Here is a 23,406-nt window from a genome sequence, read left to right on the forward strand (position 1 = left end):
CTCCTTCCCACGGGATATTTTTCTGTTGTCTCTTATATTTCTATTGCTTTCTGCAGGGCAAATGAATAAATATATTTCTGCTTTACTTTCTTATGAAGCATCCGTTCCAGTGCCAGTGCATAATCTTCAAGCTGTGTTCGGTAGCGTTCGATCAGTTTCGATTCTTCTCCCTGACCGATCCTGTCTGTCTTGTAATCCACCAGAACGATCTCTTCTCCTTCTATAAAATACGCATCAATGATTCCCTGTACAAGAACCGTCTCATCTCCGTTCCAGGAATCATCCAGATTTTTCATATCCACTTTCATGACAAATGGCTGCTCGCGGTGAAGTTTCTTGTCCAGTGCCGCCCTTTGCATCCGCATTCCCAGCTCTGAACCTGAAAAAGCCAGAATATCCTTTCTTCGGATACTTTCGCCTTCTTCCGGCGACATCTTGTGGTTTTCGACAAGTGTCTGTATCTGTCTGTCTATCTCCTGGTAGGTTTTTACCTGCGTATAATCAAGGCATTCCATCACACAATGGTAAGCGGTTCCCCGCGCAGCCCCTCGCGTTACTTCTTTCTCACCAGAAATAAACGCCGGGACGATCTCCTCGATCTCCGGTTCCGGATAAAGTGCAGATTCTATCTCCTCTTCGTCTGCATACTTGCGTTTCTTAAGTTCCGAAACGCCAACCTTGACCGGAAGCTCTTCAAGATATGCATACGGATACGCAAAGCCAAACTTCGCCTCCAGCGTCTGACGGATCGTTTCGTCATAAACTCTCTGGCTGTCCCATTCTCTGAAAAATGCTTCTCTCATCTGTGCATCCGTCTGTCCCAGGATCTCACCCTGCACCAGTTCCCCAAGCGTTACCCTGTGGATCAGAAAATCTGCATTTTCTTTCTCACAGATCTTCGCTTGTTTTCCAAAGATACCGTACTCTGCCAGAAGTTCTTTCACAGCCGGATGGCGCACCAGTGCCGGAAGGATATAGGACCAGTAACTTTTTGCCTCAGAGCGCACGCCCAGTGGAAGTAAGGTCTCTTCACTGTCCATATAACGGGACACAGAACGCAGGGCTGCTTCTATATTCCCCATAGAGCCTGTGATGATGAGTTTTTCCTTCGCTCTTGTCAGCGCAACGTACAAAACTCGAAGTTCCTCTCCAAGACTTTCTCGTTTCAGTGCCCTTCGGATGATCTGTTTCTGCATTGCCGATACGATCAGTCGTCTTTCCGGGAAGATCGCATCCACGCCGAAACCAAGTTCCGGATGGATCAGGAACCTGGCATTGATGTCCTGAAAATTGAACTGCTTGCCCATTCCTGCTGCAAACACGACCGGAAATTCCAGTCCCTTGCTTTTGTGGATCGTCATGATCTGCACCGCGCCACTTCCCGCATCTGCCAGATTGACCTCGCCGAAATCCACCTCGTATTTCTGAAGTTTCTCAATATAGCGGATAAAGTTAAACAGTCCACGGTAACTTGTCTTCTCATAATCCATCGCTTTTTCGACCAGCATATGGAGGTTTGCGCCTCTCTGTGCACCGCCCGGGATCGCCTTCGCATAAGTGCCGTAACCTGTCTCTTTGAGGATGTACATGATAAGCTCATGGATCGGTGTATACGTCGCCATATCCCGGATCATGTGAAGCTGTTCCAGAAAAGTGCGGAGTTTTTTTCTGAGCCTGATCTTCTCTTCCTCTTCTTCCTGGCTTCCCTCATTTTTCTCCGCATAAGCGCAGATGCTGTCGTAGATCATCCCTTCCGGACATTCACTTCGAATCATTGCAAGCTCCTGTGCATCACATCCGACGATCGGGGAATGCAGAACACCTGTCAGCGGGATATCCTGAAGAGGATTGTCGCAGACTCGCAGATAATTCAGAAGCGTCACCACTTCCTGCGCGGAAAAATATCCCGTTCTGGATGCCGAATAGACAGGGATCCCTCTGGAGCTCAAAACCTGGCTGAACGTCTCTGACCATCCCGTCGCACTTCGCAGAAGGATCACGATATCGCCATATCCGATCTCGCGGTATTCTCCCGTTTCTTTGTCCAGGATCCTGTCGTTTCCGACCATCTTCTGGATTCGCTGTGCGATCGCCAGTGCTTCCAGCTCCTGTGCATTCTTCTGTCCCTGTTCGTCTTCCAGTTCCTCGCCGTCTTTTTCTACGATAAGGACCTCTGTCCGGGTGAATTCCGGGTCTGCTCCCTCCGGGAAAGATGCTCCCGGATACAGTGCATTGTCATCATCGTAAGTGATCCCTCCCAGATCCTCACCCATGATCTGGCGGAAAATATAATTCACCGAGGTAAGTACCTCTGCCCGGCTTCGGAAGTTTTTGTGCAAGTCGATCCTCTGCTCCTCGCTGTCTTCCAGAGAATAGCTGTGGTATTTTTCCATAAAAAGCTCCGGCCTCGCCAGGCGGAAGCGATAGATGCTCTGCTTGACATCTCCTACCATAAAGATATTTTTGCGCTTCTCCACCCATCCGGACACCATCGTTGTGATAAGTTCCTGCACAAAGTTACTGTCCTGATATTCGTCCACCATGACTTCTTCATACTTCTCGGACAATTCTCTCGCCGCCTGTGTCGGGATCAGTTCTCCATCCACTTTCTCCACAAGGATCCTCAGGGCAAAATGTTCCATATCCGTAAAATCCAGAAGATTCTTTTCTCTCTTCTTGCTGGAAAAAGCCTCCTTAAACTGCAATGTCAGTTCCACCAGACCTTCCAATGGTTCGCGTGCGCAGGCGATCAGCTCCAGAAGAATTTCCTCTTTCTGATTAAAAAACTTCGTAGAAAGATCTTTGCAGATTTCTTTTTCCTCATCGCGGAGTTCTTTTGCCTGCTCTTTTTTGACAGGGTCTATGGAACTGTCCCTCTTGGCAGAAAGTTTCGCGAATGTATGTCCGGACAGGATATCCGCAACCTTATCATAATCTTTGGTTTCCCTGCATCGACGTACTTCCCGCCAGAAATTCAGGTCATCAACAAGTGCTTCGTCATAAAAATAAGGGCCGTCCGGCTCATTGCAGATTTTTCTTGCACTCTCTGTCAGTGCCTCTGCCTGATCCAGTTTTTCATCCAGCGTTTCCCAGAGGAGCTGTATCCAGCTTGTTTCACGGAGTTCTTCGATCGTCTGCACGCGGTAGACTTCCATGCATTCTTCCAGCCATTCTTCCGGGTACGGATGGCTCATTGCCGCCTGGTAGAGTTTGTATACCATATCACGAATCTCATCATCGGATTTCCCCGATGCATAACATTCTACCAGACTCAGAAACTTCGGATCAGCCTTTTCGTATGCTTCTTCGAGAAGGTCTTTCATGACATCTTCCTGCAGAAGTTTCAGCTCACCCTCCTCCGCTGTTCGATATCCCGGATCAAGTTCCACCATGTGAAAATAGTTCCGGATGATATAAGAACAGAAACCATCGATCGTTGTGATCTGTGCGTTATGGATCAGTGCTGCCTGTCTCTGGAGATGTTCATTATCCGGGTTTTCGTACAGTGCCTGATCGATCGCATTGGAGATTCGCTCCTTCATCTCGCCCGCTGCTGCCCTGGTAAACGTCATGATCAGAAGCCGGTCAATATCCACCGGTCTGTCGGGGTCCATGATCTTACTCAGGATCCTCTGAACCAGCACGGCTGTCTTACCGGAACCCGCTGCTGCACTGACCAGAATATTGCGGTCCCGCAGGGTGATGACTTTGCTCTGTTCTTCGGTCCATTTCATTCCCATATCACTCTGCCTCCTGTTCAAAATTCTTCCAGACTTCTTCATCGGCAAACTGTTTCAGTCTCCGGAATTCATATCCCGGGATCTTGCGGTCAAAGCCGCAGCTTCCCTGATATGCACAGTACGTGCAGGCATTTTTGTTCCCCATCTCATACGGGGAAGCATCTGCTTTTCCTGTGAGGATCGCATCCTGCACTTCAGTGATCTTTTTCTTTACATAGTCATTCAGAAGACGGAACCGCTCCGGGCTTGCGACAGACGAGCCTTTGCGCAGCGCACCCTTTGACGTGTATGCCAGCGGAAGGGATGCATACGAAACGTCCAGTTTCTGGATCACCTCCGGGTCAGAAGATACCAGCCCGTTCATCTTGAGTTTCTTCATGATCTCAGGATCAAGTTCATCCAGATCCTCCTGAAGCGTTTTCTGGATCATCGGATCCTTGACATTGTAATAAAAAATCCCCGCCGGTTCTACTTCACAGTCCGGATATTTCCGCTGCTCTGCCTGCACCGCCGCATCCATATAAACGACAAGCTGCAGCTGAAGCCCGTGATAGATACTCACCAGGTCAAAAGAAGTATTGCCCGTCTTATAATCAATGATCTTGACGTAAACTTTGTTGTCTTCTTTGAGGACGTCCAGACGGTCGATCCTGCCGCCGCCAATGGAAACTTCAAATCCCTCCGGATGGAACTCGCCATTCTTAAGCTGTTCCTGCAAAGCCCAGACTGTTCTTCTAAGGATTCTTCTTGTACGCTCGACCATGTAATGATTTCTGGCACTGCTCTTAAGAATCGTGTTTCCATAATCTGCCGCCACCTTGTCCAGGCATTCGTCTGCGATCTCATCACGGACTTTGTCGTCCAGGTCACTCCAGTCCAGTCTCTTCCTTCTCAGTTCGACAGCAAAATTTTCCAATGCCTGATGGATGACATTTCCCATATCCATCGCCTTGAATTCATATTCCACACGCTCTGTCACAGCCAGACCATATTTCAGGAAATGTGCAAACGCACACGCAGAAAAACGTTCCAGTCTTGTTGCTCCATGCGGAGACACTTCTCCGTACAAAGCTTTCGCAACACTCGCACTGACCTTGTCCTCCGGCTTTCGTAAAAATGCGGCATCGGTCAGTTTTTCTGCCAGTTCCCTGTACTTTGGACTTCTCAGATACCAGCTGTACAGTTCCTCAAAAACAGGATCCAGCTCATCTGTATTTTCCTCTGAAAGCCCCTCAAGCAGATATTCCAGGGAAGTTCCCGGTGTCTCCAGAAGTTCCATCTGGCTCTCCGGCTGATCTGCACGTGTTTCTTTGAGTTTCGGAAACAGCCTTTTGATCGTATGGATCAGGAACGCAGGGCTGCATGCCTCTCCCCTTCCATTTGACTGACTGTAGGAAAGGCTTAAGAGTTCCTTCGGCTTGGTCAGATTCAGGTAAAGATAAAACCTCTGCATGTTCATCAGTTCTTTGGGACCCGGGGCAAGTTCCATTCCCTGATCCTTAAAGAAAGCCCTGTCCATCTCTGTCAGGATCCCGCCGGACTGCGTGTTCTTTGGGATATTTCCCTCATTTACGCCGACAAAAAACAGTGCACACACGTCTTTGAGCCTGGTACGCTCCATATCACCGATCAGCACCTGATCCATACTCGGCGGGATCAGTGCAACTTTCGCCTGTGTCATTCCCGTTTCCAGGATCTGCTGAAACTCCTCCGGCGAAACCACCTCGTCCCCAAGGATCTCTGCCATCTTATCCAGAAGTTCCATCATGATACCAAAGATCTGCACGTATTCCTTTTCCATTGCCTTGTTTCCGATCTCATGGAAATAGAGCTCCTGAACTTTCAGTTTCTGCTGGATCTGGCTCTGTACAATAAATTCATACAGATAACGACAGTATTCTTCCACTGTTTTCTTTTTTCCGGAAAAGCCATCTGCCAGGATTCCTGTCTCTCCGACAAAACGCTCCCGGATCTCGTTGATCTCCTGGATCTGGTCCGGATCCATACCTCTGTAGATGCGGACCCATTTCTCTCTCCATCTGCGGATCCCTCTGATTCCAAGCGCGATCACATAATTTTCCAGTTTATCCGCTTCACTTCTGGAGATATCAGACATCCCACAGCGGAGATAACGGAATACACTCTCATAACTGAATCCCTGAACGACCATCTCAAGTGCCGCACGGAGATATTCCACAAACGGATTCATAAGGATCGAATGTTTTTCATCAATAAAATATGGAATCCCGGCATCTTCAAAAACCTGTGCGGCTACGCTTCCATATTCCTCAAGATTTCCTGTGATAACCGCAATCTGTCCGTAACGATGATCCTTTTCTCTGACCAGCCGCAGGATCCGTCGGGCAGTTTCCTCCATTTCTTTCTCCGGATCTCTCGCCGAAAAGATCTGTATCTCCTGCTGCTCCCGCTCATAGACAGCCCTGTGGTAACGGAACAGATGCTGTTCCAGAAAATCAAGTGCCGGGGCATCCGCAAACCGGGACTTTCTGCCCGGCACGACCCAGACAGGCTCTTCGATATCCTTCGTAAGTTCCGCAAGAGAGCGGATCATCTTATGGCTCATATAAAAAAGCTCGTGCGGTTTTCCCAGCGCAAGAAACTGTTCTCTGACATCCATCGTCACCGTCACGGAAACTCTCTCACAGACAGCCAGAAGTTCCCGCAGGACTTCAAGCTGTACCGGTGTAAATCCTGTGTATCCATCCAGAAGAAGGACACTTCCCTTAAGTTTCTCAGAAAACTGGATCTCTTTTGCCAGAACCTCAAGAACTTCCTCCGCTGTCATAAAATGTCCGGAAAGATACTCGCGGAACGCCTGATACAGAACTTTCACATCCTGGAGTTTCATCTGGAGAAGCGTCTTATCCTCGCTCTCACGGATCATCTCATCCAGTTCCTCTTCTTTGATCTCGTACTGCATGAACTCCGAAATAAGAGACTTCACCTCATCCAGATAGCCTGGTTTCTTCATCTGATTTCTGAGATAGACCAGATCCTTCTGGTTCATCTGTACCAGTTTCTGGAGCACCATGTTTTTGCCTGTTTCTTCCATGATCCGTCTCGTATCACCGCCAACTTCCTCAAAAACGCGGTACGCAAGACGCTCAAAACTTAAGATATCAATATTGAGGATTCCCCCATCCGGATGCATTTCCACCAGAGTTTTCTGTGTCTGCATCGTAAACTGCTCCGGGACGATCACATAATAAAGTCTGTCGGGATTTGCTGACGCTTCCCGGATAATATTTTCATATGCGGTGCCGGATTTGCCTGCACCGGAATTTCCTATAATAAACTGCAGGGACATATCTTACCCCTTTCAACATTTTTTCTGAATAGCACCTCGCGGGATATTTCTGACATAAATCAGGACAGAGCCTAATAGGATATAAGGAAAGTATACCGGGGAACCGTAACCGCGAATCAGGAGGCGCAGACTATGAGCTCCAAAACAAAAATCATCGTTCTACATATGAAAGAGGTGATCTACACCTGTATTTTCCTTCTTCTCCTTGTGATCCTGGGTGTACTGGTCTTTTTTATGTTCGGTCCCGGAAAAGCACAGAATACCGCTCCAAAGACCGATTCCAGATATACCCCCGGCATTTACCGCACGTCTGTCCAGCTCAACAATAATTCCTTTGACCTGGAAGTGACCGTCGATGCCGACAGTATCCGTTCCATCCATCTGGCAAACTTAAGCGAGAGCACTGCCGCTATGTTTCCTCTCGTAGAGCCGGTCCTGGACTCTCTTGCAAGCCAGATCTATTCTACACAGTCTCTGGAAAATCTCGATTACGCCAGCGACCAGAAATATACAGCCCAGATGCTTATTCAGGCCATTGAAGAAACTGTCCAGAAAGCAGCTTCTTCCTGAAAACAGTTATCCCCAAAAACACATTGAGGTGTGATAAATCACACCTCAAAAAGTTACCTTAATTTCTTGCCTCAAGTTCCTCAATCTGCTTCAGCCAGAGTTTCGCGCATGCATCACTCGGCATTCTCAGGTCTCCTCTCGGAGAAACTGCTACACTACCAACTTTCGGTCCATCCGGCAGGCAGGAACGCTTGAACTGCTGCATAAAGAATCTCCGGTAGAAAGTCTTAAGCCATTTCAGGATCGTCTCATCATCATACTCGCCCGCAAATGCATTCTGTGCCAGACGGAAGATCTTTTTCGGCGGGAAGGTCCAGCGGAGCATGTAATACAGGAAGAAATCGTGAAGCTCATACGGTCCTACAAGATCTTCTGTCTTCTGTGAGATCACGCCATCCTTCGGCGGCAGAAGTTCCGGGCTTACCGGTGTATCCAGGATATCCAGAAGGATCTCTGAAAGCTTCGCATCCTCACAGGTATCTGCATAATATCTCACAAGATGACGGACAAGTGTCTTCGGTACGGATGCATTGACTGCATACATGGACATGTGGTCGCCATTGTAAGTTGCCCATCCAAGTGCCAGTTCCGAAAGGTCACCGGTTCCAATAACAATACCACCGGACTGGTTTGCAATATCCATCAGGATCTGTGTACGCTCACGTGCCTGACCATTCTCATAAGTGACATCATGTACTTTCGGATCATGTCCGATATCGCGGAAATGGAGATTTACCGCCTCGCGGATGTTGACTTCCTTGAGGGTTGCACCAAGACATTCACTTAACTGGCAGGCATTGTTATAAGTTCTGTCCGTTGTTCCAAAGCATGGCATTGTTACGGCTGTGATCTTTTCTCTCGGCATTCCAAGCATGTCAAATGCACGTACTGTCACAAGAAGTGCCAGTGTGGAATCCAGTCCGCCGGACAGTCCGATCACTGCATTCTGGCAGTGGATATGTGCCAGACGCTTCTTGAGTCCCATTGCCTGAATATTCAGGATCTCATCGCAGCGGCGTTCTCTCTCTTCTTTGATCCCCGGTACGAATGGTCTGGAATCAAATTTGCGGGTAAGCGGTGTTACTCCTCTGCCTGCATTAAAATAAACTTCGTTATAAAAAACATCCTGTCCTTCCGGTGCAAGATCCGGTACAAAGCGGCAGGTCGTCATCCTTCTTCTCTCATTATCCAGTCTGTGGATATCCAGATCCGCATAAAGTGCGCCATTGACAAAGCGTCTGCTCTCTGCAAGGATCGTGCCGTTTTCTGCAATCAGATTGTGGCCGCCGTAGACAACATCCTGGGTGGATTCTCCCTCTCCTGCTGTCGCATAGATATATCCGCAGAGAAGTCTTGCTGACTGTGCACTTACAAGGCTCTTACGATAAGAATCCTTGCCTACAACTTCATCACTCGCAGACAGGTTCACGATCAGGTTTGCTCCATGATATGCATGTCCTACGCTCGGAGGATTCGGAACCCAGAGGTCCTCGCAGATCTCAGCCGCGATCTTGAGTTTCGGCATTTCCTGACAGATGAACAGGATATTTGAGGAGATCGGGACATCCACTTCATCAAACTCTTCTGTTTCATCTTCATCAATATAATCCGGTTCCTCATCGATCTCTTCCAGTTCCTCAAAGGAGTCCTCTTCCTCCAGAGCCTCGACTTCTGCCTCAAGTCCAAATTCCACGTCCTCATCCGTCATCTCTTCGTCATGATGTAATCCATACTCAGACCTTCTGATCGTCACAGTTCCGTCTACATCCTCTCCGGAAGTGAAATATCTCGCCTCATAAAATTCATTATAATTCGGCAGATAAGTCTTCGGCACAAACCCAAGGATCTCACCATGGTTCAGTCCGGCTGCCACATTATAAAGTTTGCCCTTGTATTCCAGTGGAAGTCCTACAAAAATGATCGCATCTACATCCGCAGTCTCTTCTGCAATACGCATAAGCTGTACTTTGGCTTCCTCCAGAAGATTTTCCTGCCAGAAAAGATCTCCGCAGGTGTATGCTGTGATACACAGTTCCGGGAAAACCATGACTCTGGCTCCCTCTGCTTCCATCTCACGGACCATTTTGATAATTTCAGCTGCATTGAATTCACAGTCTGCTACCTGCACATCCGGCGTTCCTGCCGCTACTTTGATAAACCCGTCCTTCATATTCCTGCTTCTCCTTTATTTGCACTTTCTGAGGATTTCTTTGAGTTCTTCTACACTGAATGTATAATTGGTGTTACAGAAATGGCAGTTCAGTTCTACTTTCTTGCCTTCCTGGATCATCTCATTTAATTCTTTTCTTCCGATGCTGATCAGGGCTTTTTCTACACGTTCTTTGCTGCAGTTACAGTAAAATTCTGTCGGGATCCTGTCGTTGATCTCAATATCAAATCCATCCAGTACCTGCTCCAGAAGACTCTCAGGAGTGTGTCCCTGCTCCAGAAGTGTAGTCACAGACTGGATCTTCTGTACGTTTGCTTCCAGTTTCGCGATCGTTTCTTCCTCTGCAAACGGCATGACCTGAACGATAAATCCACCTGCCTGACGCACGGTATTATCCTTATTCATCAGAACACCAAGACCTACAGCGGACGGAACCTGTTCACTTGCTGCGAAATAATAAGTCAGGTCTTCTGCGATCTCACCTGTCTGAAGTGCCACCTGTCCCACATATGGTTCTTTGAGTCCCATGTCCTTGATGACCTGAAGGAAACCGTGTCCAACAGCACCGCCAACATCCAGTTTGCCCTTGGCATTTGCCGGGATGATAACATCCGGTTCAACGACATATCCCTTGACACGGCCTTTGGAATCTGCTGTAACCGTGATTCCCTGAAGCAGTCCGTCACCCTTGACCTGAAGTGTCAGGATATCCTTATCGCCCTTCATCATCACGCCCATCATCGAACCTGCTGTCAGAAGACGTCCAAGTGCTGCTGTTGCAACCGGGCTGGTGTTGTGATCCTTTCTTGCTGTCTCTACTGTCTCTGTTGTCACTGCTGCAAACGCACGGATCTGGCTGTCTGCCGCAATTGCTCTTACTATATAATCACTCATGAATTTACCTCGTTTCTTATTTTGCTTTGCCTTTTTCTCTTGCGATGAAGAATAACCGCTCGCTCTCCTCGGATGCCGCTTTGCCTGTGTAGGCATCGTATACAGCGAGAAGCTCCATTCCTGCCTCGCGGATCAGTTCTTCGATCTCTTCTCTCGGATATGCTTTCTGGCAGTGGACTTCCTCTGCCTTCTCATACAGTCCGTCCTCTCTCGGAAGAAAAACTGCCAGTTCATAATAGTTCAGTCCCTCTTCCTCATCGTAGCTGTTGTCCCAGATGAAACTTCCCTCATCACGGTTTTCTGCGATCGTCGTATCCCCAAGGATATCCCTGTACTTATGTACGGTATTCATATCAAACAGGAAAATTCCCTCCGGGTCAAGGTAATTATTTACCAGTTCAAAAACATGACGCAGTTCATCCCTGTCTGTAATATAATTGAGACTGTCGCAGACACTTACAACGGCCCGCACCGTTCCGTACAGTTCAAACTCCTGCATGTCCTGCAGAAGATACAGGATATCCTGTCCGGATTCGACTCTTTTCTCCATTGCCTCCGCAAGCATCTCCTCGGAATTGTCCACACCAATCATATCATAACCCTTGTCCGCAAGCAATCCCGTCATCGTTCCTGTTCCACATCCAAGTTCCAGTACCAGGCCATCCTCGATCCCATATTCTCTCAGATGACCGGTGATATAATCCGCCCATTCTTCATAATCAATATTATCCATGAACAGGTCATACACCTGTGCAAATTTCTCATATGCTCCCATCGTCGTCCCCCTGTTTATATTTTGTGAGTAAAAAGGCAGATGATCGCTCACCTGCCTTTCCTTCTTATCTCATGCTGACGATAAATCAGATCGTGTTCTGTTGTTACTGAACAGGCATATAATATACGTCTGCTCCCTCACCATGCCAGTAGTAGCTTGTTCCGTTCTCGTCGTAAGCGTCCTCATCGCTGGTAAAGTTGTAGGTATTTCCGTCAAAGTCAACCCAGCTTCCGTTTCCGTCCGGTGTGATCACAAGCGGATGTCCGTCAGAATTACGATAGATGGTTCTTGTCTCATCTGTGTTGGAAAGCTGCTCATCTGTGAATCCTGCAGAGTTGGAAATTGTTGTAGAGCTGGAATCACTGGAGCTGTCATAGCTTTCGGATCCGTCGCTGCTGCTGTCTGTGCTTCCTGTTGTATCTGTGGCTGCACTGCTGTCTGTTCCTGCCGCAGAAGTATCTGCTGCTGCGCTGCTGTCTGCTGCATTTGCGTTTGCATCAGAAGAAGCTGCGTTTGCATTGTCGGCTGCCGGAGTGGAAGCTGCTGCCTGCTTCGGAGCTGCTTCTTTCAGAGAAGAATCACCAAGGATCTGGAAAGAATCTACGGATGATTTCACTGCGGAAAGAACATCTTCTTTGTTAACAGATGCTTCGATGCTGTAGTATTCGGAATCGTTTGCGATAACCTTGTGGATCACATACAGGCTTCCGTTGCTCTTCTCTGTGTTCAGCATCTTGGTTGTGTAGGTGTACACGCCAATGCCATTCACATCTGTAGAAGTGTAGTCCTGGATCTCAAAGTCTGTTCCGTCAACCTTGTCTCCGTCTGCCTGCTCAAGAGAGGTAGCCATGTCCTGTGTGCTTGGGATCACGGTTGAAGCCATGGTGTCTGCTCCCTGTCCGTGAAGGATCAGAATCTTGCCCTCGTCAGGAGATTCAAAGCTGAGTGTATCTGCTTCATCTGTCTTGTTTGCCCATGTTGCGTTTGGAAGGTTGATCGCTACGGATTTGTCTGCGGATGTATAGGTAGTAGCCTGTACATTCGGAGCGATCGTGGCTGTCGGAGCTGGTGTCTCGGTTGCCACCGGTGTTGGTGTTACACTTACTGCAACAGACTCATCCGGATTACTGCCGCCGAAACTGCAGGCAGCCATAAATACAGATGCTGATATGGCAATTGCTGAAATCGCAAGAATTCTTTTGTTTCTCATAACATCCTCCTTAATATCGGTTATGATTATAGTTTATAATAAAACCTTTGTGCTATATTTTACAATTTTATTACATGCATGTCAATGAATTTTCCCTGATGGTTTATGAAAATCCTGTAAAATATTGTGAATTTTCTGTGTCGGATATCTTCTTTTCTGTAATCTTTTATCTGCGTTTTTTCCTGAAAATATATGGGTTTCAGAGCTTTTTGTAATCATACATATGCAGCTCATGAAGTGCCCTTGTCGCTGCAATATATTTCGCCTGTTTACTCAGTCCGTCCTCTGCATCTGCTGCAAAAACTCCGAATACCTGATCAAACTCCAGACCTTTTGCAAGATAGAACGTAGTCACTGTCAGACCTTTTTTGAAATTCTGACTGTCACGGTTCATGTACGATAACTGGTACTCTCCGTCCGGGTCCAGGTTTTTCAGTTTCTCTTCTATATAGAGATACGCATGCTCTGCCTCTCTTTCTGTAAAAAAGATCAGCGCTTCTGTCTCATAGTCTGCTCTCTTTGCTTCCCAGTCTACGATCACCTGATCCAGAGCTTCCTCAAGCTTCGCAAAAGACCGCTCCTCAACCGGCTCGCCGTGGCGTTCGAACAGTTCCATATCCTGGATTCCGGTAAGCTTATTGGCATACTCTGCGATCTCCATCGTGTTTCGATAGCTTCTGTTCATAACGATCTTGCGGATATCCCTGCCAAAGATCTTCGGCAAAAATTTCAGTACATCCTGCTGCTGCTCTTCCATCGTCTGTGCCTTATCTCCGAGGATCGTCATCCTGCACGGGAAAAGTTTCCGAAGGAGCACATACTGGATCCAGGAATAATCCTGCATCTCATCAACCACGACATGCTTGATGCCATGATGATTTTTGCAGCGGAAAAGAGAATATTTCAGATAAAGGACCGGATAGACATCCTCATAACGCAGCTTACGCTTCTCCAGCGGAACACGCGGCAGTGGATCGTAGCCTGCCTCTTCAAGAAAACGACTGTACAGAACATAGCAGTCTCTCGTCTCATACATACGCAGAAAACGCTCCGTCAGTTCTTCCTTTTCTTCATCTGCGAGGTCTCTGTCCCTCAGTGTCTCCACCTGATCGATGAAATATTCTGCCACTGCCTCCATTCTGGAAAGAAGCGGAATATCCAGGAACTTAAAGTAAAACAGATCAATGATCTCCTTCTCGGAAAGCGTACAGCCCTTGTACTCTATGTCCTTGAAATTCATCAGTTCATCTTCCAGCCCTAGCATGTAAGCGTCCATCTGACCTGCAAATCCTGCCGACTGTTTCTCCCTGCACAGTTCCTGTGATTCCGGAATAAGGACAGAACGCTCGATCTGGTCATACCTGTCCTCACAGTCAGAAACGATCCCCTTAAGTTCACGGTAGGCAAACAGATCAAAACTCATCTCGCGGATATTTTCCTCTCCCAGTTCCGGCAGGATGTGCGAGATATAATCTGCAAACACACCATTCGGTGAAAGGACCAGGATATTGGAAGATTTCAGATTTTCTCTGTCGTGATACAGAAGATACGCGATCCTGTGAAGTGCAACAGAAGTCTTACCACTTCCCGCAGCTCCCTGGATTACCATAATCTTATCACTTGTGTTTCGGATAATTGTATTCTGCTCTTTCTGGATCGTCCGGACGATGTTTTTGAGCTGGACTTCGCCCTTGCTTCCAAGCTCTGCGCCCAGGATCTCATCATCGATCTTGACATCGCTCTCAAACTCGTAGATCATTTTTCCATTGCGGATCTTGTACTGCCATTTGGAAGTAATCTCGCCTTCAAAAACACCGGAAGGTGCCTCATAGGACGCAGAACCCTTGTCGTAATCATAAAAAAGTCCGCTGACCGGAGCACGCCAGTCATACACCAGTGGCAGGCTCCCCGCCCGCTCCGAGAGATTTCCGATCCCTATATAAAAAAGCTCCGGCTCGTCATCTCCGTCATACCGAAAATCCACTCTTCCAAAAAACGGAGAATCCATCATCTTCTTAAATCTCTTGCGAAGAAGGAACTGTTCTTCATTCGCATTCATCTGACGGAAAAGCGCCTGCTGGTTATCAAAATTTTCATAACCGTACTCATCCATCTCTGTATAGTTTTCCCAGTAATATTCGTGCATATCCTCGATCTCTTTCTCACCCTCAAGGATCGCAGCATCTGTCTCGGCAAGACGTTTCTTCAGACATTCCATTACATGCAGCAGGTACTCTCTGCCATTTTCTATATTGCCGCTCATCATAAATACCTCCCTTTCCTGCCAGACTTTTTATTAAATATAATTTTCTTATTATACTCAAAAAGACAGCCGTTGACAAGAGCTGACTCCTGCCAATAGCTGCCTTTTCGTGGCTTAAAATTCTGGTTTTATTTCTGGCTTTATGAGCAAAGTTCTGAAGAACCATTGTCAAACTGGCTGTTGTAAAGGTCTGCATAGAATCCTTTGGCTGCCAGAAGTTCTTCATGATCGCCCTGCTCGATGATGTCTCCGTCCTTCATAACGAGGATCAGGTCTGCATCCTTGATCGTGGAAAGTCTGTGTGCGATAACGAAACTGGTTCGTCCCTTCATCAGATTATCCATCGCTTTCTGGATCTGCATTTCTGTTCTTGTATCGACGGAGGATGTTGCTTCGTCAAGGATCAGGATCTTGTTGTCCGCAAGGATCGCCCTCGCGATCGTAAGAAGCTGTTTCTGTCCCTGGGAAATGTTGCTGGTCTCTTCATCCAGTACCATCTGGTATCCGCCCGGCTGCTGCATGATGAAGTTGTGGATATGTGCTGCTTTTGCTGCTGCGATCACTTCTTCATCCGTTGCATCCAGTCGGCCATAACGGATGTTTTCCATGATCGTTCCGGAGAACAGCCAGGTATCCTGTAGCACCATACCGAACATCTCGTGAAGTTCGCTTCGGTTGAAGTTTCTGACATCGTGTCCGTCTACCTTGATTGCACCCTTATTCACATCATAGAAACGCATCAGGAGTTTGACCATGGTGGTCTTACCTGCTCCGGTCGGACCTACGATTGCGATCTTCTGTCCGTCATGTACATCTGCGGAGAAGTCATGAACGATGATCTTATCCGGGTTGTAACCGAACTCTACATGCTCGAACTGTACATTTCCATTCAGACCTTCGATAGAATCCGGATGTTCCGGCTGCTGTACTTCTTCCTCTTCCTCGATGAATTCAAATACTCGCTCGGATGCCGCTGCGGATGACTGCAGGAGGTTTGTTACCTGCGCGATCTGCTGGATCGGCTGTGTAAAGTTACGGATATACTGGAAAAAGGACTGGATATCACCGACTTCGATGGAACCTTTGATAACAAAGACTCCTCCAAGCAGTGCTACCATTACATATCCGAGGTTTCCTACGAACTGCATGATCGGCATCATCATTCCTGAGAAAAACTGTGATTTCCATGCAGATTCATAAAGTTTCTTGTTGTCTTTTTCGAATTCTTCCAGAACATCGTTTTCTTTGTTGAATACTCTTACTACGTCATGTCCGCCGAAGTTTTCTTCAATCTGACCATTGACTGCGCCAAGGTAATTCTGCTGTGCCTGGAAGTATTTCTGTGAATGCTTCATCACTGCCTGGATGATAAACATGGAAACCGGCAGGATCAGAAGTGCTGCCAGTGTCATCCACACATTGATGGAAAGCATCATGATAAATACACCGATCAGAGTTGTCACAGATGTGATCAGCTGTGTCAGACTCTGGTTCAGACTCATCTGCAGTGTATCAACATCGTTTGTTACACGGGAGAGGATCTCACCGTTTGTCCTGCTCTCGAAATAATTCAGAGGCAGTTTGTTGATCTTCTTTGAAATATCTTTACGGAGGTTGTAGGTCACGTCATTGGAGATACCAGTCATGATCCAGCCCTGGATAAAGGAAAAGCATGCGCTTGCCACATACAGTCCCAGTGTCCACAGAAGGATCGTGCCGATCTTCGTGAAATCAATGCCTCCGGTTCCGTTTACCTTTGCAACCAGACCTGTATAAAGTTCGGTTGTCGCTTTACCAAGGATCTTAGGTCCTGCAATATTAAAGATTGTTCCTGCGATCGCAAAAATGAACACCATCACAAAACGCAGTTTATAGCGTCCCATGTAGCGGAACAGTTTGCCCATCGCACCTTTGAAGTCTTTTGCTTTTTCTGTCGGGCGCATTCCTCTGCCGCCCATCGGTCCACGTCGTCTCTGTCCACTCATGCCAATTCCTCCTCTGACAACTGACTCATTGCAATCTGGCGGTAAACTTCACAGTTCTTCATCAGTTCTTTGTGAGAACCGATACCAGCCATATGTCCGTCATCCAGGACAATGATCTTGTCTGCATTCAGGATCGTACTGATACGCTGTGCAACAATGATCGTTGTCGCATCTTTTGTATGTGCTTTGAGTGCTTTACGCAGGGTACTGTCTGTCTTGAAGTCCAGTGCAGAAAAGCTGTCGTCAAAAATAAAGATTTCCGGTTTCTTGGCAATCGCTCTCGCGATCGAAAGTCTCTGTTTCTGTCCACCGGATACGTTGGTTCCTCCCTGTGCGATCGGGGATGTGTATTTCTCCGGTTTTGTCTCGATAAACTCCGTTGCCTGTGCAACTTCTGCTGCTTCTTTTACTTCTGCTTCTGAAATATCAGTCTTGCCGTAACGGATGTTGGAATCGATCGTACCTGAGAAAAGGACTCCCTTCTGCGGTACGTATCCAAGTCTGGATCTGACTTCTTTCTGTGTCATATCACGGACATCGATACCGTCCACGAGAACTTTACCTTCTGTCACATCGTAAAAACGAGGGATCAGGTTTACAAGAGTACTCTTGCCGCTTCCGGTACTTCCGATGATGGCAATCGTCTCACCCTTCTCCGCCTTGAAGGAAATGTCCGTCAGGACATTCTCTCCTGCTTCCGGATAAGCGAAACTTACATGGTCGAATTCAACCGTTCCTTTGATATTCTCGGCTGGCTGGACCGGATTCTCCGGATCTGTGACGCTTACTTTTGTCTTGAGAACGTCATTGATGCGAAGTGCTGCCACGTTTGCTCTCGGGAGCATGATGGACATGGCTGTGATCATCAGGAAGGACATGATGATCTGCATTGCATACTGGATGAATGCCATAACATTACCTACCTGCATAGTTCCGTTATCAACGGCATAGGAACCGCTGTAAATGATCAGTACGGAAACACCGTTCATAATAAGCATCATGGTCGGCATCATAAAGGTCATGCATCTGTTGACGAACAGGTTTGTCTTTGTCAGTCGCTCGTTTGCTTCCTCGAAACGTTCTTCTTCGTGTTTCTCACGGCTGAATGCACGGATGACCGGGATACCGGTAAGGATCTCACGTGTTACCAGATTCAGTTTATCGACCAGTGTCTGTAATGCGGTAAATTTCGGCATTGCCACCTGGAACAAAACGATAATGACTACCAGGATCAGTCCGACTGCCAGACCAAGGATCCAGGTCATGGAAGAATCGGTATTAAGTACACGGATCACACCTCCGATACCAAGGATCGGCGCATAAAGAACAATACGGAAAAGCATTGCCATTACCTGCTGCACCTGCTGGATATCGTTCGTACAGCGGGTGATCAAAGATGCTGTGGAAAACTTGTGGTATTCACGGCTTGAGAAGGTGATAACCTTGCGATACACGGCATTTCTCAGGTCATGACCAAGTGCTGCTGCCACTCTGGATGAAAGGAATACGACACAGATCGCACAGAGCATCGTTACCAGTGCCATACCAAGCATCTTGACACCTGAAATCTTGATGTAATGCATCTGGATCGCATCTACGTCCTCTCCCAGTGCCTCATATTCGCTCTTCACATAAGCGACACCTGCCTGGGTGATGATGGAATCCTGCATGCTGTCGATCTTCTCGCTGAACTTCTCAGTCATCGCATCAAGTGCTTCCTCTGGCATCATGGCGATCGCCTGCATCGGGTCTGTTCCCTCTGGAACACTCATCTGGGAGAGCATGGCTGTAACTTCTTCGCTTCCGGATGAAAGACTTGCCACGATCATCATCGGTTTGCCGAAGATACTGTTCAGTTCGTCCCGTTCGTCACTTGTTATATCGTCTTTGAGTACGAGATCGTCTCCGTCTTCTTCATAAAAAGAATCTACGGTTTCTTTGTCGTCGTCATCCATAAACAATTGTAAGCTGTCCATGGATGTCTTTCTGATCTTTTCAGGGACGCTGTCTTCGATTCCGCTCTGCTGGATACCTACATTCACGATCTTGGAAGTGTAGTCCGGCAAAGACAGATCACAGTATGCCTGAAGAAACAGAAGGGCTATGATCAGGATGATATAGCCTGCTGATTTTTTCAGATACTTCATCAGTTTGATCACTTTTGCTGCCTCGCTTTCTTTGTGTCATTTTTTCCGGATGATCCGGGTATTTTATCGATATTTGCGGTTATCTGCTCCAGAAATCTTCGTAAGAGACAAAGTTCTGCATCACTGAAACCGTCAAGAAGGATCTTCTCATTTTCTTCTACTCGTTTCATGCCGCGTTCCTTGGCCTGTTTGCCTTTCTCTGTCAGGTAGATTCTGGAGACACGCTGGTCTTTTTCATCTGCTTTGCGGAAAAGGAATCCTGCTTTTTCCAGCCGCTGGACGGTCACATTGACGGTCGGCGGTTTGATTCTCAAATGTTCTGCAATCTCGCGCTGGCTCAATCCGTCTTTATATGCCAAAAGTCCAAGCACCGGGATCTGTCCCGGATAAATTCCAAGTTCCTGCATCTGCCCAAAGCACTTCCCCATAAAGCGGCGGTCGATCCGCATAAACATAGACAAAAAACTCATTCTATGCTCTTCAGGGGCGAACCCTGGTTCTTCTCCTATAAACACCTTTTCACCTCCGTACTAAAACATATTTCATTTCATTAGTCAGCTATTAATTAGTCGGCTAATTGTTTATTATATGCATCTGCACAAAAAATGCAACTGTTTTTTGTATATTTCACACTTTTTTTAGATTTTATAAAGGAACAACTTACGGATAAAAGAAGAAAATCATTTTGCCCGGCTAATGATTCAAACACTTAGCAGAAACACCACTTATCTCTCCCCAATATAATATACAATGCATCAAAAAAGGCATCTGCCTCCCACCTTATATCTGTGGAAAAGCAAATGCCTTTTCGCGTTATTGTTTTATACAAACTGGTTTGTCACTGTGTCGTACTGATAATCAATTGATGACAGTTTCTCTACCAGTTCCTCTCTGGATATGTCTTTGTCTTCGCAAAAAGCATCCAGGGAGGAATAAAAATCTCTCAGCTGTGTGTTGACGTAGCTCAACAGCATCACCGGATCTCTTGGTATCATATTTTACCTCCTGTGGTATCCTGCCGCTGAGCACTTCTCACACAGCAGCAATTTATTTCGTATTGATCACAAACTCGCCGTCTCTGACATCCAATACAAGTGTATCACCTGCATGAACGTCACCGGAAAGGATCTTCTTGGCTGCAAGTGTCTCTACATAATTCTGCAGATAACGTTTCAGCGGACGTGCACCGTATACCGGGTCGTAGCCGTTCTCAATTACCTGAGTCCTTGCTGCATCGGTCAGTTCCAGAGAAAGCTCCTGGTCTGCCAGACGGTTGCTGAGTTCGCGTACCATAAGGTCTACTATGCCGCCAATGTTGTCTTTTGTCAATGGTTTGAACATGATAATTTCATCCAGACGGTTCAGGAACTCTGGGCGGAAGTGTCCACGCAGGTCGTTCATAACGAGTTCCTGTGCATCCGGTTTGATGTTTCCGTTCTCGTCGATACCGTCGAGAAGATACGGGGAACCGATGTTGGATGTCATGATCAGGATCGTATTCTTGAAGTCTACCGTTCTGCCCTGAGAATCAGTGATACGACCATCGTCCAGAACCTGCAGAAGTACATTGAATACATCCGGATGTGCTTTCTCGATCTCATCAAACAGGACAACGCTGTACGGTTTACGACGAACAGCCTCTGTAAGCTGACCGCCCTCTTCGTATCCAACATATCCCGGAGGCGCTCCGATCAGACGGGATACAGAATATTTCTCCATGTACTCACTCATATCGATTCGTACCATATTCTGCTCGTCATCAAACAGAGTTGCTGCCAGAGTCTTGGCAAGTTCTGTCTTACCGACACCGGTAGGTCCAAGGAACAGGAAGGAACCGATCGGTTTGGACGGGTCTTTGATTCCTGCTTTGGAACGAAGGATCGCATCTGTTACAAGACGTACACCTTCATCCTGTCCGATCACACGTTTATGAAGTTCGTCTTCCAGTCCGAGAAGTTTGGTTCTCTCGCCTTCGGTCAGTTTCGTTACCGGAATGCCGGTCCAGCGGGAGATGATCCTTGCGATCTCATCGTCTGTGACAGCTTCGTGTACCAGACTGCGGTCGCTTTCTTTGACCTGTTTTTCCTCGATCTCAAGCTGTTTCTGGAGTTTCGGAAGTTCACCATACTGCAGTTCGGCAGCTTTTTCCAGATCGTAGTTCTGTTTTGCTTTCTGGATCTGTTTATTGATATCCTCGATCTGCTCACGTAATTTCTGGAGCTTCTCTACGGAATGTTTCTCATTGTCCCACTGAGCTTTCTGAGTGTTGAAGGTGTCACGCATCTCTGCAAGCTCTTTCTGCAGTTCTGCAAGACGCTCCTTGCTCAGATTGTCTGTTTCTTTCTTAAGAGCAGACTCTTCAATCTCAAGCTGCATAATCTTACGTCTCTGCTCATCCAGCTCTGTCGGCATGGAATCCAGTTCTGTCTTGATCAGGGCACAGGCCTCATCTACCAGGTCGATTGCCTTATCCGGCAGGAACCTGTCTGTGATGTATCTGTGCGAAAGTGTAGCTGCTGCTACCAGTGCACTGTCTGTGATCTTGACACCATGGAAGACTTCGTATCTTTCCTTCAGTCCACGAAGGATAGAAATGGTATCTTCTACGGTCGGCTCATCAACCATAACCGGCTGGAAACGACGTGCCAGTGCGGCATCTTTCTCAATGTACTGACGGTACTCGTCCAGTGTGGTGGCACCAATACAATGCAGTTCACCTCTGGCAAGCATAGGTTTCAGCATATTGCCTGCATCCATCGCACCGTCTGTCTTACCGGCTCCGACGATCAGATGAAGCTCATCGATGAAAAGGATAATCTCACCCTCACTCTTTCTTACTTCTTCAAGAACAGCTTTCAGACGTTCCTCAAATTCACCACGATACTTGGCACCTGCAACCAGTGCTCCCATATCCAGTGCAAAAATCTTCTTATTCTTAAGGCCTTCCGGAACATCGCCGGCAACGATTCGCTGTGCCAGTCCTTCGATGGCTGCTGTCTTACCGACACCAGGCTCACCGATCAGTACCGGGTTGTTCTTAGTCTTACGAGAAAGGATACGGACAATGTTACGGATCTCTGCATCACGTCCGATGACCGGATCAAGCTTCTGGTTTCTTGCCTTCTCGACAAGATCCTCTCCGTATTTGTTCAGGGTATCATAAGTTGCTTCCGGATTGTCGCTGACAACTCTCTGGTTGCCTCTCACAGTAGAAAGTGCCTGGAGAAATCTTTCTCGGGTGATACCGAATTCGTTGAAGATCTTCTTCATGCTCGGGCTCGGCTGTGTCAGCAGGGACAGGAACAGATGCTCAACGGAAACGTACTCATCTCCCATTGCCTTTGCTTCGTTCTCTGCATTTACAAGAGATTTGTTCAGATACTGTCCAAATCTCAGATCGCCGCCGGATACCTTAACCTTCGCATCCAGGGCTTTCTTCACTACGTTGATAAAATAATCTTTATTGATCTCCATCTTCTCAATCAACTTGAGAATCAGGCTGTCTTCCTGTGTCAGCAGCGCATACAGAAGATGCTCCTGCTCTACTTCCTGGTTGCCATACTCATAAGCAACCTTCTCAAGGTCCTGAACAGCCTGGATGGATTTCTGTGTAAATTTACTGATATTCATAGGCTTTCCTCCTCTATATCGTAGGAAAAGGATACCGAAATTTCTTTCCGTACCCTTTGGGTTATCTTTGTTATACTGGTAATATAACACATGTTGTTAGCACTGTAAAGATGTGAGTGCTAATTATTTTGTGAAGATTCTGTGAATTTTCTATTTTCGTTTATACAGAAAACACGAGGCTGACAGTTCTCAATTCTTTTAAACTCAGCACATCCAAATTAAATCATCAACAATTTTTCAAAAATATCCGATAATTTTTCTGGCAAAAAACGCAAGCCATAAAATTGACTTGCGTTTTTGGGGCAATTTTTTTGAGTTGTTATTTTACGGTAATGGTAATGCTCTGTTTCTTACTTCCAGATTTGACGGTGATCTTTGCGGTTCCGCGTTTTCTGGCGGTGATTATGCCGTTTGCGGTGACTGTCGCTATGTTTTTGTTGGAGGTTGTGTAGGTTACTTTTTCCTGTGAAGTTGATGGCGTTACTGTGGTGGATATTGTTTTCTTTGTTCCTGCTTTAAGGGTGGCTTTTGTGAAGGATACTCTTATTGCAGTTGTTTTTACAGTTCCGCTCTGAACTTTCACGTTGATTCGTTTTACTGCTCCTCCGGCAAGCCGAATGGTTACATTGGTGTTTCCGGTTCTGCCCTGTGCTGTTAACTGGATCTTTCCGTCTTTTGTGTATCTTGTTACTCT

The 23,406-nt window shown here is 47.0% G+C and carries 14 protein-coding genes; 1 reads left to right on the forward strand and 13 read right to left on the reverse strand.

What is annotated here, in order from left to right:
- Positions 1-32: 32 nt before the first annotated feature.
- Complete coding sequence (addA, locus tag WMO75_RS11805; protein ID WP_118252553.1) at positions 33-3,740, reverse strand: helicase-exonuclease AddAB subunit AddA; 3,708 nt, start codon at positions 3,738-3,740, stop codon at positions 33-35.
- 1 nt (position 3,741) lies between these two features.
- Positions 3,742-7,068: a helicase-exonuclease AddAB subunit AddB gene (gene addB, locus WMO75_RS11810; RefSeq protein ID WP_118698042.1), complete on the reverse strand. Its 3,327-nt coding sequence runs from the start codon at positions 7,066-7,068 to the stop codon at positions 3,742-3,744.
- Positions 7,069-7,200: 132 nt separating this feature from the next.
- On the opposite strand from addB, the gene WMO75_RS11815 reads away from it, so the two are divergent.
- On the forward strand, positions 7,201-7,638 hold the full coding sequence (locus WMO75_RS11815) for a hypothetical protein (RefSeq protein ID WP_022214173.1): 438 nt from the start codon (positions 7,201-7,203) through the stop codon (positions 7,636-7,638).
- A 58-nt stretch (positions 7,639-7,696) separates the two neighbouring features.
- Here WMO75_RS11815 and WMO75_RS11820 read toward each other — a convergent pair whose 3' ends face one another.
- The 11 genes from WMO75_RS11820 to WMO75_RS11870 all read right to left on the reverse strand — a co-directional run.
- Entirely contained in the window at positions 7,697-9,808 is a 2,112-nt protein-coding gene (locus WMO75_RS11820) for an NAD(+) synthase (protein ID WP_118698041.1), read from the reverse strand.
- A 15-nt stretch (positions 9,809-9,823) separates the two neighbouring features.
- Positions 9,824-10,702, reverse strand: a complete 879-nt coding sequence (gene hslO, locus WMO75_RS11825) for an Hsp33 family molecular chaperone HslO (RefSeq protein ID WP_118252556.1) — start codon at positions 10,700-10,702, stop codon at positions 9,824-9,826.
- Positions 10,703-10,718: 16 nt separating this feature from the next.
- Positions 10,719-11,477, reverse strand: a complete 759-nt coding sequence (locus tag WMO75_RS11830) for a class I SAM-dependent DNA methyltransferase (RefSeq protein WP_022214176.1) — start codon at positions 11,475-11,477, stop codon at positions 10,719-10,721.
- Between the two features lie 103 nt (positions 11,478-11,580).
- On the reverse strand, positions 11,581-12,687 hold the full coding sequence (locus tag WMO75_RS11835) for a hypothetical protein (RefSeq protein ID WP_118252557.1): 1,107 nt from the start codon (positions 12,685-12,687) through the stop codon (positions 11,581-11,583).
- Between the two features lie 199 nt (positions 12,688-12,886).
- Positions 12,887-14,950: a HelD family protein gene (locus WMO75_RS11840; RefSeq protein WP_118252558.1), complete on the reverse strand. Its 2,064-nt coding sequence runs from the start codon at positions 14,948-14,950 to the stop codon at positions 12,887-12,889.
- Between the two features lie 140 nt (positions 14,951-15,090).
- A complete protein-coding gene (locus tag WMO75_RS11845) occupies positions 15,091-16,935 on the reverse strand; it encodes an ABC transporter ATP-binding protein (RefSeq protein ID WP_118698040.1) in 1,845 nt (614 codons plus the stop codon).
- Complete coding sequence (locus WMO75_RS11850) at positions 16,932-19,094, reverse strand: ABC transporter ATP-binding protein (protein ID WP_118698039.1); 2,163 nt, start codon at positions 19,092-19,094, stop codon at positions 16,932-16,934. The genes WMO75_RS11845 and WMO75_RS11850 overlap by 4 nt, the downstream gene beginning before the upstream one ends.
- Entirely contained in the window at positions 19,091-19,552 is a 462-nt protein-coding gene (locus WMO75_RS11855) for a MarR family winged helix-turn-helix transcriptional regulator (protein ID WP_227222012.1), read from the reverse strand. Before WMO75_RS11855 ends, WMO75_RS11850 begins: the two co-directional genes overlap by 4 nt.
- Before the next feature lie 351 nt (positions 19,553-19,903).
- Complete coding sequence (locus WMO75_RS11860) at positions 19,904-20,077, reverse strand: DUF4250 domain-containing protein (RefSeq protein WP_022214182.1); 174 nt, start codon at positions 20,075-20,077, stop codon at positions 19,904-19,906.
- A gap of 52 nt (positions 20,078-20,129) precedes the next feature.
- Positions 20,130-22,712 carry an ATP-dependent chaperone ClpB gene (gene clpB / locus WMO75_RS11865; protein WP_118252560.1) on the reverse strand — a complete coding sequence of 861 codons (2,583 nt, stop codon included), beginning with the start codon at positions 22,710-22,712 and terminating at the stop codon, positions 20,130-20,132.
- Positions 22,713-23,031: 319 nt separating this feature from the next.
- Positions 23,032-23,406: Ig-like domain-containing protein (locus tag WMO75_RS11870; protein ID WP_349078080.1), on the reverse strand; the 375-nt coding region annotated here is incomplete at its 5' end.

The sequence above is a fragment of the Blautia intestinihominis genome (genome assembly GCF_040096655.1).
GTDB classification, from domain to species: Bacteria; Bacillota; Clostridia; order Lachnospirales; family Lachnospiraceae; genus Blautia_A; species Blautia_A intestinihominis.

Excerpts from the sequence above, each read along its gene's own strand:
- WMO75_RS11840 (WP_118252558.1), bottom strand. The coding sequence starts at position 14,950 with ATGAGCGGCAATATAGAAAATGGCAGAGAGTACCTGCTGCATGTAATG.
- WMO75_RS11845 (WP_118698040.1), bottom strand. The coding sequence starts at position 16,935 with ATGAGTGGACAGAGACGACGTGGACCGATGGGCGGCAGAGGAATGCGC.
- WMO75_RS11815 (WP_022214173.1), top strand. The coding sequence starts at position 7,201 with ATGAGCTCCAAAACAAAAATCATCGTTCTACATATGAAAGAGGTGATC.
- hslO (WP_118252556.1), bottom strand. The coding sequence starts at position 10,702 with ATGAGTGATTATATAGTAAGAGCAATTGCGGCAGACAGCCAGATCCGT.
- addA (WP_118252553.1), bottom strand. The coding sequence starts at position 3,740 with ATGGGAATGAAATGGACCGAAGAACAGAGCAAAGTCATCACCCTGCGG.
- WMO75_RS11835 (WP_118252557.1), bottom strand. The coding sequence starts at position 12,687 with ATGAGAAACAAAAGAATTCTTGCGATTTCAGCAATTGCCATATCAGCA.
- WMO75_RS11860 (WP_022214182.1), bottom strand. The coding sequence starts at position 20,077 with ATGATACCAAGAGATCCGGTGATGCTGTTGAGCTACGTCAACACACAG.
- clpB (WP_118252560.1), bottom strand. The coding sequence starts at position 22,712 with ATGAATATCAGTAAATTTACACAGAAATCCATCCAGGCTGTTCAGGAC.
- WMO75_RS11820 (WP_118698041.1), bottom strand. The coding sequence starts at position 9,808 with ATGAAGGACGGGTTTATCAAAGTAGCGGCAGGAACGCCGGATGTGCAG.
- addB (WP_118698042.1), bottom strand. The coding sequence starts at position 7,068 with ATGTCCCTGCAGTTTATTATAGGAAATTCCGGTGCAGGCAAATCCGGC.
- WMO75_RS11830 (WP_022214176.1), bottom strand. The coding sequence starts at position 11,477 with ATGGGAGCATATGAGAAATTTGCACAGGTGTATGACCTGTTCATGGAT.
- WMO75_RS11855 (WP_227222012.1), bottom strand. The coding sequence starts at position 19,552 with ATGAGTTTTTTGTCTATGTTTATGCGGATCGACCGCCGCTTTATGGGG.